Genomic DNA, 13,980 nt, shown 5'->3' on the forward strand with positions numbered 1-13,980 from the left:
AGAGATGAAGTCTGAAGAAATGAATGTACCTACCTGGATCTGGTATCCCGGTGATTATGAAATATGGTTGGGTAATGAAATGAATAATCGCCGTACCGAACGCGGTGCTTTCTTTCCCCCGTTCTGGAAGATAGATAGCCATTATGTAGTGGTAGAGTTTAGTAAAAAGTTGAATCTTTCTGCTCCCGAAGAAATTGAAATAGCCGTAGAAGGTCGTTTCAATATCAAATTGGATGGGAAACTGCAATTCGGAGAACCAAGAAAGTTCCTCCTTCCTGCCGGCGAACATAACCTGAATATCAAAGTATATAATCAGGCAACGCCTCCTGCTTTATTCGTTCAAGGAAAAACAGTACATACCGATTCTACCTGGAAAGTAACTTTCGAAGATAAAGAATGGATTGACGAGAGTGGCAAAGCCAGTGATACTTCCGCCACTGTTTATATGGATGCCGGTCACTGGAATTTTAATACTCCCGATCAGAAACCATCTCAATTCCAATTGGCTACCCGTATTGAAAATCCGGTAGCGAGTACTTTTATTCAAGAGGGAGAACTCATTGATTTTGGAAAAGAAACCTTCGGCTATATCCAACTTCATGGATTAAAAGGTAATGGAGTTATCAACCTCTTTTATGGAGAAAGCCCGGAAGAAGCACAGGATACAGAATATTGCGAAACACTGGATTGCTTACAGATTGAAAACAATCGGGTAATCGACCTGGCTATAAATAAAGAAACAAAATTAAACGGAGACTATACATTGAGTAATAGTAAAGCTTTCCGTTATGTATATATACAGAAAACCGATACAGTCAGTTGGGATGGTATCTCTATGTTATATGAATACCTCCCGGTGAACTATCGCGGTTCATTCCGTTGTAACGATGAAGAAATTAATCGCATCTGGGATATAGGAGCATACACCATGCATCTCACTACGCGCGAATTCTTTATTGACGGCATCAAGCGCGACCGATGGGTGTGGAGTGGCGATGCCATTCAAAGTTACCTGATGAACTACTACCTGTTCTTCGATAGCGAATCTGTGAAGCGTACCATTTGGTTGCTTCGTGGCAAAGATCCGGTGACCGGACATTCCAATACCATTATGGACTATACGTTTTATTGGTTCCTGAGTATCTACGATTATTATATGTATTCGGGAGATAAAGCATTTGTCGCTCAAATCTATCCGCGTATGCAAACCATGATGGAGTATGTCTTAGGGCGTACCAACACAAACGGCATGGTAGAAGGTATGACGGGCGACTGGGTATTTGTTGACTGGGCAGACGGCTATCTGGATAAGAAAGGGGAACTCTCTTTTGAACAAGTATTACTTTGTAAAAGTCTGGAAACCATGGCACTTTGCGCTAACCTGGTAAATAACGAAGAAGACACAGCTCAATATTCTAAACTGGCAGATGATTTACGCAGCAAATTATTACCGGCCTTTTGGAATGAAAGTAAGCAAGCTCTTGTGCATAACCGTATCAATGGAAAACAGAGTGAAGCAGTTACCCGATACTCCAATATGTTCTCGGTGTTCTTCAATTACCTGGATGATAATCAGAAGCAAGCCATTAAGAAATCGGTATTATTAAACGATGATATCCTCAAAATCACTACCCCTTACATGCGTTTCTATGAATTGGAAGCACTTTGCGCTTTAGGCGAGCAAGAGGAAGTAATGAAAGAGATGAAAGCCTATTGGGGAGGCATGCTCCGCCTGGGGGCTACTTCTTTCTGGGAAAAATACAATCCCGAAGAAAGTGGAACGCAGCACCTTGCGATGTATGGCCGTCCGTATGGAAAGAGTCTTTGCCATGCTTGGGGTGCCAGCCCTATTTACCTGTTAGGCAAGTATTATGTAGGCGTTCGACCCATTAAAGAAGGATACAAAGAATTTGAAATCAATCCTGTATTGGGTGGATTGGAGTGGATGGAAAGCAATGTGCCCACTCCAAATGGAGACATCAAAGTGTATATGGATGAGAGAACGATTAAGGTAAAAGCTACGGAGGGGAAAGGATATGTGAACTTTACCAGTCAAACCCAACCAACAACAAATAGGGGGCAAATAGAATCATTAGGTAATAATAAATACCGACTAAGCCTCTCCCCAGCCCTCTCCAGAGGAGAGGGAGAAGGGGAGATGGTTTGTATATCTTATTCTCCACTAAAGAAGTAACCCATAATCCATATTGTTTAGAATATAAAAAAGAAGCATAAATAGAATAAAGAAATGAATACCATTAACAAAACAAACCCTTCTCCCTCTCTTTTGGAGAGGGCTGGGGAGAGGCTTCCACTCAAAGGAATCATCCCTCCTTTAGTAACCCCCTTATTAGACAACGATACCCTTGATATAAAAGGACTTGAGAACCTGATCGAACGCCTCATCAAAGGCGGAGTACACGGACTTTTCATCTTGGGAACCACCGGAGAGGCACAAAGCATCAGCTATTGTGTGCGTCGGCAGATGATTGAAGAAACCAGTCGGATTAATAATAAACGTTTGCCTTTACTGGTATGTATCTCCGATACCAGTATTACAGAAAGCATCAAATTGGCACAGATTGCTGCCGATTGCGGTGCCGACGCTGTGGTATCTGCCCCTCCTTACTACTACGCACCCAGTCAGGTGGAGTTGGCGGAGTTCTATCTGGACTTGGCAGACAGATTGCCTTTGCCCTTGTTCCTGTACAATATGCCCAGTCATACGAAAGTAAACTTTGCTCCTGAAACGATTCGCGCTATTGCCGAAAACAAGAAGGTGATTGGTTTCAAGGATAGCTCCGCCAATGCAGTCTATTTCCAAAGCGTGATGACAGCGATGAAGGATCGTCCGGATTTCTCTATGTTGGTAGGTCCCGAAGAAATTACAGGAGAAGTAGTACTGATGGGCGGTTATGGAGGTATTAACGGAGGAGCCAATATGTTCCCTGAACTATACGTCGATCTCTATAATGCAGCAGCGGCAGAAGACTTGCAGGAAGTACGTCGTTTACAGCAAATCATTATGCAGATTTCCACTACCATCTATACAGTAGGAAAGTATGGTAGTAGCTATCTTAAAGGGGTGAAGTGTGCGTTGGGCTTACTTGGTGTTTGCAATGACCATTTAGCTGCCCCCTTCAATAAATTCAAAGAACCTGAAAAAGAAAAGATACGCCAGGCATTGGATAAGATACAAGCCATGCTGAAATAACACCGTTAACCTTCAATTTAATTACCATGACTATACTCGATATTATTATCTTTCTTATTTTCACCGGCGGCGTTGTTTTATTTGGATGTTCCTTCTTCCAGAAGAAACGTACCAGCGACGAAATGACTGCTGCCGGACGTTCCCTGCCCGGATGGGTGGTGGGTATGAGTATTTTTGCTACTTACGTAAGTAGTATCAGCTATTTGGCCTATCCCGGAAAAGCGTATATGAGCGATTGGAATGCGTTTGTATTTAGTCTCTCCATTCCTATTGCTTCTTACTTTGCTGCTAAATATTTTGTTCCGTTCTATCGGAATCTCGGAAGTGTATCTGCCTATTCGTTTCTCGAAAGACGCTTTGGCCCTTGGGCACGTGTATATGCTTCTACCTGCTATTTGTTAACGCAAATTGCCCGTATGGGTTCTATCCTTTATCTATTGGCACTACCCATGAATGCTTTATTAGGATGGGATATCAAAACCATCATAGTGTGTACTTCCATTGCTATTACTTTCTATTCAATGATGGGTGGAATTAAAGCCGTGATTTGGACAGAAGCTATACAAGGGTTTATCCTGATAGGTGGAGCGTTAGTTTGTTTCTTTGTAATCATATTCGGCATGCCCGAAGGTCCTAAACAATTCTGGGATATAGCCGTAGCCGATAATAAATTCTCATTGGGAAGTTTCAGCTCCAGTCTTACCGAATCAACCTTCTGGGTTTGCCTGATTTACGGAATCTTTATCAATCTCCAAAACTATGGTATCGACCAGAACTATGTGCAACGCTACCTCACAGCCAAAGATGAAAAGAGTGCTAAATTCTCTGCGCTTTTCGGTGGGTATTTGTTTATACCCGTTTCTGCCGTTTTCTTCTTAATAGGAACAGGTCTGTATACTTTCTATAAAGTACAGCCCGATTTACTGCCGGCAGGTGTTGAAGGTGATTTTGTATTCCCTTATTTCATTGTACACCAATTACCCACAGGGTTAACCGGATTATTGATCGCTTCTATCTTTGCCGCAGGTATGAGTACCATTGCAACCAGTATCACCAGTTCGGCCACCGTTCTTTTGACGGACTATTATCTGCGTTTCTTTAAGAAGTCGGCAACCGATGGACAATCTGTTCGGATGATTTATATATCGAATGCAGCCATTGGCATCATCGGTATCTTTGTGGCCATTGCGTTTTTACAGGTAGAAAGTGCATTGGATGCCTGGTGGGCATTGTCCTCTATCTTTAGTGGCGGTATGCTGGGATTGTTCTTACTGGGATACCTAAGTAAGAAAGCCCGCAACATAGATGCAATTATCGGAACCATTGCAGGGGTGATTGTAGTAATGTGGATGAGCCTTTCGCCCATATTCTTTACCGATGGATTCCTGAGCGAATTCCGTAGTCCCTTCCATGCTAATCTGACGATTGTGTTTGGTACGATTGTAATCTTCTTGGTTGGGTTCTTAATGGCGAAACTGCTTTGTAGAAAATGAAAAGAATAAGATTACTGTTTATCCTTTCCCTAATTGCTTTTCGTGCAGTTGGTGGAGAAATTTGGGTAAGCCCGAATGGAAACGATGCAAATCCCGGTACTAAAGAGTCTCCCTTGCGTACTGTAGCCGAAGCACTAAAGCAAGCTCGCGAATGGAGACGACTCTCCAATCCCGCAGTAAAAGGAGGAATACACATAATCCTTGAACAGGGAACCTATAAACAAGACAAAGTATTATTTATTCGTCCCGAAGATAGCGGTACTGCCGATAGCCCCACGTGGATAGAATCGGCACCTGAAAGTAAAGCCATTATCAGCGGTGGAGTTCCCTTAAAATCATGGAAAAAGGTTGCGGAAGAAATTCCCGGATTACCCGAAGCTGCACAAGGAAATATCTGGGTAGCCGAATCTCCACGTATAGGAAATAAGTTGCTCGACTTCCGTCAGCTATGGATTGATGGCAATAAGGCTACCCGATCCATACAGTTTGAACCGGGGAAGATGGAGCGTATGCTTGATTTTATTCCCGGGAAAGAAGAAATATGGATACCCACACCCAACATAACAGGACTGAATACAGCCGATCAATTAGAAATGGTAGTACACCAACGTTGGGCTATTGCTATTTTGCGAGTGAAGGAGTTTGATATACAAGGTACAAAGACGCGAGTTACCTTTCACCAACCGGAAAGCCAGTTGGAGTTTGCACACCCGTGGCCTCAACCTATAATTAATGGTGAGAAAGGAAGTTCATCTTTTTTTCTTTGTAATGCTATCCAACTGTTAGATAAACCCGGAGAATGGTATCGCGAATATCCATCGGGAAAGATCTATTATTGGCCGCGTGAGGGGGAAGATATGCACACAGTTTCGGCAGTAGTGCCTGCCTTAGAAGAAATTGTAAAAGTAGATGGCTCATTGGAACGTCCTGTTTCGCACATTCACTTTAAGAATATCCATTTCGAAAACAGTACGTGCATTCGTCCATCATATCAAGGTCATGTTACTTTGCAGGGCGGCTTGTATCTATTGGATGCCTACAAATTGAAGATCCCCGGCTTGCCCGAGAAAGCAACACTGGAGAACCAAGCCTGGATTGCTCGTCCGGAAGCAGCTGTTCGCGTTCGGGGCGGAAACAATATCAACTTTACAAAATGTACTTTCCAACATCTTGCTTCTACCGGACTGGACTATGAATGGGCGGTGAATCACTCTTCCGTGGAAGATTGCTTATTTACAGATATTGGCGGTTCTGCCATTCTTTTAGGTAGTTTCCCCGACGGTGGTTTTGAAACACATGTACCTTATATCCCCGAAAACTCCCGTGAAATGTGCTCTCACATCCGTATTTCCAATAACCTGATAACAGAAGTAACCAACGAAGATTGGGGTTGTGTGGGTATCGGTGCAGGGTATGTAAGCGATGTGAATATAGAACACAATGAAGTTGGCCATGTAAACTATTCAGGCATCTGTGTAGGGTGGGGCTGGACAAAGTTGGATAGTGGCATGAAGAACAACCGCATACACGCCAACTATGTGCATCATTTTGCTAAGCAGTTGTATGATGCAGGCGGATTGTACACCTTATCTTCACAGCCCGGCTCCTCTATGACGAATAACCGAATAGAACATCTGATAGATGCTCCTTATGCTACGAATGATCGCGCTTTCTATATCTACTTTGATGAGGCTACCTCGTATTATCGGGTAGAGAATAACTGGTGTCCCGAAGAACGATTCGATTCAAATAGCCCCGGGCCGGGGAATGTTTGGAGGAATAATGGACCTTATTAGTTGAGAGTTGAGAGTTGAGAGTTGAGAGTTACGATGCCGCATGGTAACTCTCCACTCTCAACTCTCCACTCTCAACTGATTTAACTCTCAACTGAATAAACCTCCCATCCCAAATAAGTCTCCACAGCCTCCAGTACAATATCCTGAACATTACCGCGACACATTGCCACATGATGTTCAAAACCATTCTTGCACATATACTTCATCAACTTTTGAAGATTCGGAACTTCTGTTACTGCAATACAACCATCCATTCCGTATGGATCATCGGTAATGTTTCCTTCTCCCAGATAAGATTTAATAATACCTTTAGGATCATCCGTAGATATTCTGAAATAGGTAAACGGTCCTGCGGTTACTTTGCCTTTTACGGCTCCAAAGGTATTCTCTGTACCCATGGTACGACTTAATACACCCAGATTCCCTAATTCCAAGTTGTTCTTTACGAAGCTCTTCGGGAAGTTTCCACAGTGTGTACAAACACATTTGTTGCGTTCTTCGGCGAAGTTGTTGTTCCAGTCCACAAGGGCAGAGGCATTGCCCGAAGCTAACGTTAGTGCATACATGGAGATGGCTCCTGCAATATCTACTTCGCAAGCACTTGGTATAAGTTTATCTCCCAGCATACTCATGGTTACACAAGAAGCACAGCCGTAGTTTGCCTGTAAAGAATCCCAGCATTGAATGGCTACCGCGTCGATATCATTGGCTTCTATCCATTGCTCTACGGCTAAACCGAACTTGGCTTGTTTCATTAATTTCTTTTCGTAGCCTTCGGGAACTTTTGCATAGCCGTGAATCTCTTTAATACGATTCAGCAAAGCAGTATCTTCATCTGTAATGGCATTGGCCATACCCAGGATTTCCGATAAGTCAACGGGAACGACAGTAATGCCTGCGCGTTGAAGAATCTTTTCCGAAGCACGTACTGTCTGGAATCCGGCAGGACGAGCGCCGATAGCTCCTATACGGGCATTGCGCAATTTGTTTACTACCCGACAAATACCCGCGAAGCGATTGATATCTTCTAATAGTAAGGGGCTGTTAATTGAGTAGGTGTGCAGGGTAGTATCTGTAAACGGAATACCATATTGATACAAGTTATTGCAAACAGAAAGCTTACCACAGAATGCATCTCTACGATTGTCAAGATCTACTTTGTCATTATCATCGTCACAAGCTTGTACAAGGATGGGCACATTCAGGTTAGCTAATTGAATGGCATTGATAATACCTATCTCAAAACCAAAATTGGGCAAGGTAATGATGATACCATCAATCCGTTCGCGATTCTTTTTGAAGAGTTCGGCGCATTTTACACCATCCTCGCGGGTTTCCATACTTCCTGAACCTGTGGGAGTATCCTTTTCGTCGAGTATTACATAATCGTAATTGTTATCGGTAAGCACTTTTGTAAGTGTTGCGCGAACATCTTTGGCTAAGGCGGAGTTAAAATAACTGCGTGTGCCTAAGATAATACCAAATGTCATTTTCCTGTTTTTCATGATACGTATATTATTAAAATTGATTTATATTAGTTAGAACACAGAGGCACGGAGATACAGAGTTCTTAATTAGAGTAAACTTTGTGTCTCTGTGTCTCCGTGTTCGTTTTTTCTATTGCATTTACCCAACCTGCGTAAAACCTGTTTCGGGTTTCAGCATTCATTTTGGGTGTAATTATCTTCTCTGTTTTCCGGAGAGAGGCAACTTCCTCTAAGCTCTTCCAGATGCCGCGTGCCAGTCCATTCATAATAACCGCTCCCAAAGCAGATGCTTCTTCAACTTCGGAACGGTTAATGGTGGCGTTCAACATATCGCTTTGAAACTGCATCAGGAAGTTATTCTTTGTAGGGCCGCCGTCTACTCTTAATTCTTTTAAAGAGAGTTGGGCTTGCGTGGTCATTAAATCGACTAAGTCTTTTACCTGGTATGCAATGGCTTCTAAGGCAGCTCTAACAATCTGGGCTTTTCCTGTTCCCAAAGTCATTCCGTGAATCATGGCTTTGGCTTGAGAATTCCACCAAGGGGCACCCAATCCTGCGAAAGCGGGAACAAAGTAAACGCCTCCGTTATCAGGGATGCTGACGGCGAGAGCTTCTACTTCGGCAGGGCTGTTGATGAGTTGCAACTTCTCTTCCAACCATTTAATGGTAGCGCCTGTGCAATGTACATTGCCTTCGTAGGCATAATACACTTTTCCGCAAGCGGCGAAACCGACGGAAGTAACCAATCCGTTGGAGGCTTCGATGGGGTGCTCTCCGATGTTTACCATCACGGACGATCCTGTGCCATACGTGCTTTTTCCCATGCCCGGTTCAAAACACATTTGTCCTGTAAGGGCTCCATGAGAATCTCCCAAGATGCCTGCAATGGTTACGGGGGAGGAGAAGATGCCTTCTAAAGTGCTTTCTCCAAAAACAGAATCACAAGGTTTCGCCTCCGCCATCATAGAACGGGGGATGGTAAAGAGGGCGAGTAGCTCATCGTCCCAATCGAGGGTATGGATGTTAAATAATAGCGTGCGCGATGCATTGGTATAGTCGGTTGCATGTACCTTGCCTTCCGTCATTTTCCATAATAGCCAGGAGTCTATGGTACCTGCAAGTAGTTTGCCTTCGTTGGCAAGTTGACGGGCACCTTCTACCTGATCCAAAATCCATTGAATGCCACTGGCGGAGAAATAAGGATCGACAATAAGTCCGCTTTTTTGCTTGATGGTTTCCGTGTGCCCTTGTTTGATTAACTCTGCACAGATATCGGCTCCTCGCTGGCATTGCCACACGATGGCATTGTATATCGGTTTTCCTGTTTCCTTATTCCAAACAACCACTGTTTCGCGCTGATTGGTGATGGCAATGGAGCAGGTATCATCAGCCTCTATCTTTCCGCTTTCAATAACTTGCTTTACGGCTTTCAAGGTGTTGGCATAGATTTCTTCGGCATCATGCTCTACCCAGCTTGGTGCGGGGTAATATTGTTCGTGGGAGATTGTTACCCGATAAACAAACTCACATTGCTCGTTGAACAAAACTGCTTTGGTGGCCGATGTACTTTGGTCAATGGACAGGATGTAATTTCTCATGATAAAAACTCAATAGCTGTTTTGTAAATACCTTCGGTGTCTATTCCGTAGTGTCTGAAAATCTCTAATGGCTTACCATGAATGGCATTCTCGTTGGGGATACCTAAGATTTTAACAGGCACAGGATGATGCTGCACAACTGTTTCGGCCACTATCGCACCTAAACCTCCGTATATGCTATGCTCTTCGACGGTTATGATCTTACCCGTTTCGCGTGCGGCTTTAAGAATGGCTTCCGTATCCGCAGGCTTTAAGGTATGCATGTCGATAACGCGGGCATGGATTCCTTGCTCTTTTAGCTTTTTGCCTGCTTCATAGCAATGGTAAACGGTTTCTCCTGTTCCAATTAGGGTGATGTCATTGCCATCCATCAAAGTGTTGGCTTTACCTATTTCGAAATCAAACGATTCATTCTCATACACATCGGGCACAGCATTCCGGCCAACGCGTACATATACAGGGTGAGCGTAATTGACCAAAGCCTCTACCAATTTCCGGGTTTGACGAGCATCACAGGGCAGAATCACTTCCATACCCGGGAAGGTGCGAAGTACCGCAATATCATGTAAACTGTGGTGAGTGGCTCCTAAAGCTCCATAACTTACACCGCCACTTACTCCTAATATTTTTACATTATTCTTTGAATAGGCAAGGTCTACTTTTACCTGTTCCAAGCTGCGCGCCACATAAAAACAGGCAGGACCGCAAACGAATACTTTCTTTCCTGCCATGGCGAGTCCGGCACTTACCCCAACTGCGTTTTGTTCGGCAATGCCTACTTCTACAAATTGTTCGGGTAGTTCTTTGGCAAAATCGGTCAGCGTAACAGAACCTCTGGCGTCAGAAGTAACGGCTACTATATCTTTATCTTTTTTTCCCAGTTCCAGCAATGTTTCAGTAAAACTTTGGCGACAAGGTATGGTTTGTTTACTCATATAAGTTGAAGATTGAGAGTTGAAAATTGAATATTGAACACAGAGGCGCAGAGACGCAGAGTTTTCTTATTAATAACTCTGTGACTCCGTGCCTCTGTGTTCAACTTGCTATAAACTAATTTAGATGACATACTTATTTGTTGGAATCGAAATCATTAATACAAGCCTCTAATTCCAAAATACTTTGTTGGTATTCGTCTTCCTTGGGTACGCCATGATGCCACTTTAGCAGATTCTCCATACAGGAAATTCCCTTTCCTTTGGTAGTACGGGAAATAATGAGATGAGGCTTCTTATTGTTGAAATCCAAATTGTCTAATGTCTGTACAATGGTTTTCATATCATCGCCGTTTATCTCAATAACATCCCAACCAAAGGCAGTCCAACGGTCGTAAATAGACTCCAACGACATTACATTTTCTGTCTTATCGCTAATCTGAAGCCCGTTTCGGTCGATAATAGCCACCAGGTTATCTAATTTATAATGACTGGCAGACATGGCAGCTTCGTAAATAGAGCCTTCGCCCTGTTCGCCGTCGCCCATCAATACAAAGGTTTTGTAAGTTTTCTTATCCATTTTTGCAGCAATAGATAAGCCGACGCCAATGGAAAGTCCGTGTCCCAAAGCACCGGTATTTACTTCAACGCCCGGAACTTTAATGGTAGGATGCCCTGCCAACAAAGAGTTGTATTCGCCATACGTATCTACTTGTTCGCGGGTTATAAAGCCTTTGCCCTCCAATATGCAATACAAAGCTTCCACACAATGACCTTTACTCATAATGAATCGATCGCGATTTTCTTTGTGCGGATTCTTAGGATCTATGTGTAAGGTATGGTAGTATAAAGCTGTCAGCATATTTAACGACGAAAGTCCCCCGCCGATGTGTCCCGCTTTTGCTTTATAGACAACTTCTAAAAGTCTTTTTCTGAGTTTGGCAGCAGTGTATTCCAACTGTTTAATCCCTTCTTCCTGATTCATTGTATTTTGTTTTTATCTGTCTATGTTTAGACGGAGGAAGGAGGGATTTGTACTAACTTGAACACGATCAATTTATTATCTAATCCCGGTTCAGTGGTATGGAATGTATTACTTGTTTTTTACATAAATGCTTACAGTCGATAATAGCGTTCGCTATAACGACCCTATAACAATATATAAAGAAGAAGTAAAACTGATGATGATGATAAGAAGAAGAAAAAATGAATTGCTTTGCTCCTCAAAAATGATACCGGCAGTTCATACAAATGCTACCAGCAATTTATGCAGATGCTACCGGCAGTTAGAGGAAATGCTACCGGCAATTTGTGTTCGTCTCATAAGCCCCGAAATAAAATGACAGGGTTGATTTGTAAATTGCTTATAACTAACAACTTAGAAAATAAGTTGGAAATTATCTCTCGAAAATGAGCGTTTTGTTCCATAGCGCGCAACTCGTGGATGCTGTTAATTTGTAAGCCGGTACTTTTGCAGTTGAGAATTGAGAGTTAAGAGTTGAGAGTTAAGCCTTCAAACTTCAAACTCTAAACTCCAAACTCCCAACTAAAACCAAACAAGTTATGAAAGCAAATGCTACACACCACGTTCTTTTCTGTATTCAATCAAATCGGCAATTGAACAAATTTTTAGTTCATGTTCTTTGGCTATTTGTACCAGCTCGGGTAAACGCGCCATGCTACCGTCGGGGTTTAGAATTTCGATTAAGGCACCTCCCGGGGTTAATCCAGCTAAACGGGTTAGGTCTATCAATGCTTCGGTATGTCCGTCGCGATCAAAAACCCCATTGTTGGCAGCTCTCAGCGGGAAGATATGTCCCGGACGAGCCAATTCTTCGGGGCGTGTTTGCGGGTTCATCAATGCTTGGATGGTGGCCGCCCGATCGTGTGCAGAAACCCCCGTAGTGCATCCATAGCCAATTAAATCTACCGACATGGTGAAAGGAGTACCCAGCAAAGAAGTATTATCACAAGCCATCATGTCTAATTGTAATTCCTGGCAACGGGCTTCTGTGAGGGGCACACACATTATACCACGGCCATAAGTAAGCATGAAGTTTACAATTTCGGGGGTAATCTTTTCGCCTGCAACGATAAAATCACCTTCGTTTTCTCTGTCTTCATCATCTACTACAATAAGGATCTTTCCTTGGCGTAGTTCTTCCAGGCTTTCTTCAATGCTATTTAGTGTAAATTTCATTTTGATATTTATTTGTTTATTCTATTCAATAGTTCTGCTTTTCACACTGCGAAATTAGTTCTTATTTATGAAATGTGGCAATAAAATTAAGGGTGTTTTGAATAATAGATGGCATATTATGGTAGAAAATACCTGATTTTGTGTAATTTTGTGGACAGCTTATTGTTTAAACATGAAAGATATATCTTTTGAAAAGTTCTCGAGTGATTATTTAGCAGGTTGGAATACAACTTGCGAAGATAACGTAAATCCTAAAGCCAATTGGAGTTTGAAGGAGGTTAGTGATTGTTGGAAGAATGATATATCATTTATTTATAAAGATGAGAGAACAAAGGAGAGCGACTTGTTTGTTTTGGCTAAACCTGATGGAAGCGAATATTTGATAAAATTGAAACTCCCAGTAAGTAATGGAGCTTTGGCAAGTGAAGCCGACTATGTAGTGATTCAATGTTTAAATGGTAGGAATAGAGGATTGTTGTATCAAAAAATGCCTTCTGCTGAACTAAGAACCCGGAAAAGAATGAGAAGGCGGCAAGAAAACAAACAGCTAATAAGAATAGAAAAGACAAGAGCGCTGGTCTTAGTTAAATAAGTAATGTTTGTATGCCGGTACTTTATGTTGTAATGGGTCCCAATGGCTCGGGCAAAAGTAAATTTGGGCCTATTTTTACTGATGGTATAAAAATTCATGATTTTGATAAGCGTAGAAGCGAGATTGCTTCTATGTTTGAGGCTCTACCTCGTACTGAATGGCCACGCCAATATCAGATTTATCCTTCGGATTATAAAGAAACAATGGTTGATGATTATGCAGCAGCAGAGTTCGATACGATTGTAAACAAGTGCTTAGATAATAAGTTTAATTTTGCTTTTGAAACTCCTTTTTCCTTTTGGGGTGAAGAGTTTATATCTAAATTCAAATCTGCAGGTTATTATATAAATGGTGTTTTCTTTGGATTAAACTCGCTCGAAGAATCAATAAGCTTTGTAAAGCTGAGAACAATGCGGGGAGGTCATAATTTGAGTATTTCATCTGTTACAGATAATTTCCATCAATGTTACATAAACCTTTGTCGTCGTATTGAGATGTTCGATAAAGTGGACTTCGTTTCAACTTATCCAATTGGATGCCAGCCGTTTGTATTTGCTTCTTATTGTAATGCTTGCTTTAAATATCAACAAGAAATGGACTTAGAACCAGAATGGTTCAATAGAATACGGGAAAAGTTATTTCGCTGATTACAAAACGATATATTCATT

The 13,980-nt window shown here is 42.3% G+C and carries 11 protein-coding genes; 6 read left to right on the plus strand and 5 right to left on the minus strand.

The window, feature by feature from the left end:
- The first annotated feature begins 4 nt into the window (after positions 1–4).
- The 4 genes from D0T60_RS05570 to D0T60_RS05585 are packed head-to-tail and all read left to right on the plus strand — an operon-like array spanning position 5 to position 6,503.
- Entirely contained in the window at positions 5–2,194 is a 2,190-nt protein-coding gene (locus D0T60_RS05570; protein WP_163217204.1) for an alpha-L-rhamnosidase C-terminal domain-containing protein, read from the plus strand.
- 54 nt (positions 2,195–2,248) lie between these two features.
- Complete coding sequence (locus tag D0T60_RS05575) at positions 2,249–3,214, plus strand: dihydrodipicolinate synthase family protein (RefSeq protein ID WP_370524390.1); 966 nt, start codon at positions 2,249–2,251, stop codon at positions 3,212–3,214.
- A 26-nt stretch (positions 3,215–3,240) separates the two neighbouring features.
- The gene (locus D0T60_RS05580) at positions 3,241–4,707 is read left to right on the plus strand and encodes a sodium:solute symporter (protein ID WP_163217169.1); all 1,467 of its coding nucleotides are present in this window, start codon (positions 3,241–3,243) and stop codon (positions 4,705–4,707) included.
- Entirely contained in the window at positions 4,704–6,503 is a 1,800-nt protein-coding gene (locus tag D0T60_RS05585) for a right-handed parallel beta-helix repeat-containing protein (protein WP_163217170.1), read from the plus strand. Before D0T60_RS05580 ends, D0T60_RS05585 begins: the two co-directional genes overlap by 4 nt.
- Before the next feature lie 80 nt (positions 6,504–6,583).
- On the opposite strand, the gene D0T60_RS05590 is transcribed toward D0T60_RS05585, so the two are convergent.
- The 5 genes from D0T60_RS05590 to ribB all read right to left on the minus strand — a co-directional run bounded on the left by D0T60_RS05590 (position 6,584) and on the right by ribB (position 12,720).
- Positions 6,584–8,008 (minus strand): L-fucose/L-arabinose isomerase family protein, encoded by a 1,425-nt coding sequence (locus tag D0T60_RS05590; protein ID WP_163217171.1) that lies wholly within the window; start codon positions 8,006–8,008, stop codon positions 6,584–6,586.
- A gap of 65 nt (positions 8,009–8,073) precedes the next feature.
- Positions 8,074–9,588, minus strand: a complete 1,515-nt coding sequence (glpK, locus tag D0T60_RS05595; protein WP_163217172.1) for a glycerol kinase GlpK — start codon at positions 9,586–9,588, stop codon at positions 8,074–8,076.
- A complete protein-coding gene (locus D0T60_RS05600; RefSeq protein WP_163217173.1) occupies positions 9,585–10,523 on the minus strand; it encodes a transketolase family protein in 939 nt (312 codons plus the stop codon). Before D0T60_RS05600 ends, glpK begins: the two co-directional genes overlap by 4 nt.
- Positions 10,524–10,656: 133 nt before the next feature.
- Positions 10,657–11,505: a transketolase gene (locus tag D0T60_RS05605; RefSeq protein WP_163217174.1), complete on the minus strand. Its 849-nt coding sequence runs from the start codon at positions 11,503–11,505 to the stop codon at positions 10,657–10,659.
- Between the two features lie 591 nt (positions 11,506–12,096).
- Positions 12,097–12,720 (minus strand): 3,4-dihydroxy-2-butanone-4-phosphate synthase, encoded by a 624-nt coding sequence (gene ribB / locus D0T60_RS05610; RefSeq protein WP_163217175.1) that lies wholly within the window; start codon positions 12,718–12,720, stop codon positions 12,097–12,099.
- A 172-nt stretch (positions 12,721–12,892) separates the two neighbouring features.
- Here ribB and D0T60_RS05615 point away from each other — a divergent pair, with 172 nt between their 5' ends.
- Positions 12,893–13,312 carry a hypothetical protein gene (locus D0T60_RS05615; RefSeq protein WP_163217176.1) on the plus strand — a complete coding sequence of 140 codons (420 nt, stop codon included), beginning with the start codon at positions 12,893–12,895 and terminating at the stop codon, positions 13,310–13,312.
- Between the two features lie 11 nt (positions 13,313–13,323).
- Complete coding sequence (locus D0T60_RS05620; protein ID WP_163217177.1) at positions 13,324–13,959, plus strand: hypothetical protein; 636 nt, start codon at positions 13,324–13,326, stop codon at positions 13,957–13,959.
- The last annotated feature ends 21 nt before the right edge of the window (positions 13,960–13,980 follow it).

The sequence above is a fragment of the Bacteroides sp. 224 genome, assembly GCF_010500995.1.
GTDB lineage: Bacteria > Bacteroidota > Bacteroidia > Bacteroidales > Bacteroidaceae > Bacteroides.

Coding starts and splice junctions, on each gene's coding strand:
- D0T60_RS05615 (WP_163217176.1), top strand. CDS start 12,893: ATGAAAGATATATCTTTTGAAAAGTTCTCGAGTGATTATTTAGCAGGT.
- glpK (WP_163217172.1), bottom strand. CDS start 9,588: ATGAGAAATTACATCCTGTCCATTGACCAAAGTACATCGGCCACCAAA.
- D0T60_RS05570 (WP_163217204.1), top strand. CDS start 5: ATGAAGTCTGAAGAAATGAATGTACCTACCTGGATCTGGTATCCCGGT.
- D0T60_RS05600 (WP_163217173.1), bottom strand. CDS start 10,523: ATGAGTAAACAAACCATACCTTGTCGCCAAAGTTTTACTGAAACATTG.
- D0T60_RS05605 (WP_163217174.1), bottom strand. CDS start 11,505: ATGAATCAGGAAGAAGGGATTAAACAGTTGGAATACACTGCTGCCAAA.
- ribB (WP_163217175.1), bottom strand. CDS start 12,720: ATGAAATTTACACTAAATAGCATTGAAGAAAGCCTGGAAGAACTACGC.
- D0T60_RS05620 (WP_163217177.1), top strand. CDS start 13,324: ATGCCGGTACTTTATGTTGTAATGGGTCCCAATGGCTCGGGCAAAAGT.
- D0T60_RS05590 (WP_163217171.1), bottom strand. CDS start 8,008: ATGAAAAACAGGAAAATGACATTTGGTATTATCTTAGGCACACGCAGT.
- D0T60_RS05585 (WP_163217170.1), top strand. CDS start 4,704: ATGAAAAGAATAAGATTACTGTTTATCCTTTCCCTAATTGCTTTTCGT.
- D0T60_RS05575 (WP_370524390.1), top strand. CDS start 2,249: ATGAATACCATTAACAAAACAAACCCTTCTCCCTCTCTTTTGGAGAGG.
- D0T60_RS05580 (WP_163217169.1), top strand. CDS start 3,241: ATGACTATACTCGATATTATTATCTTTCTTATTTTCACCGGCGGCGTT.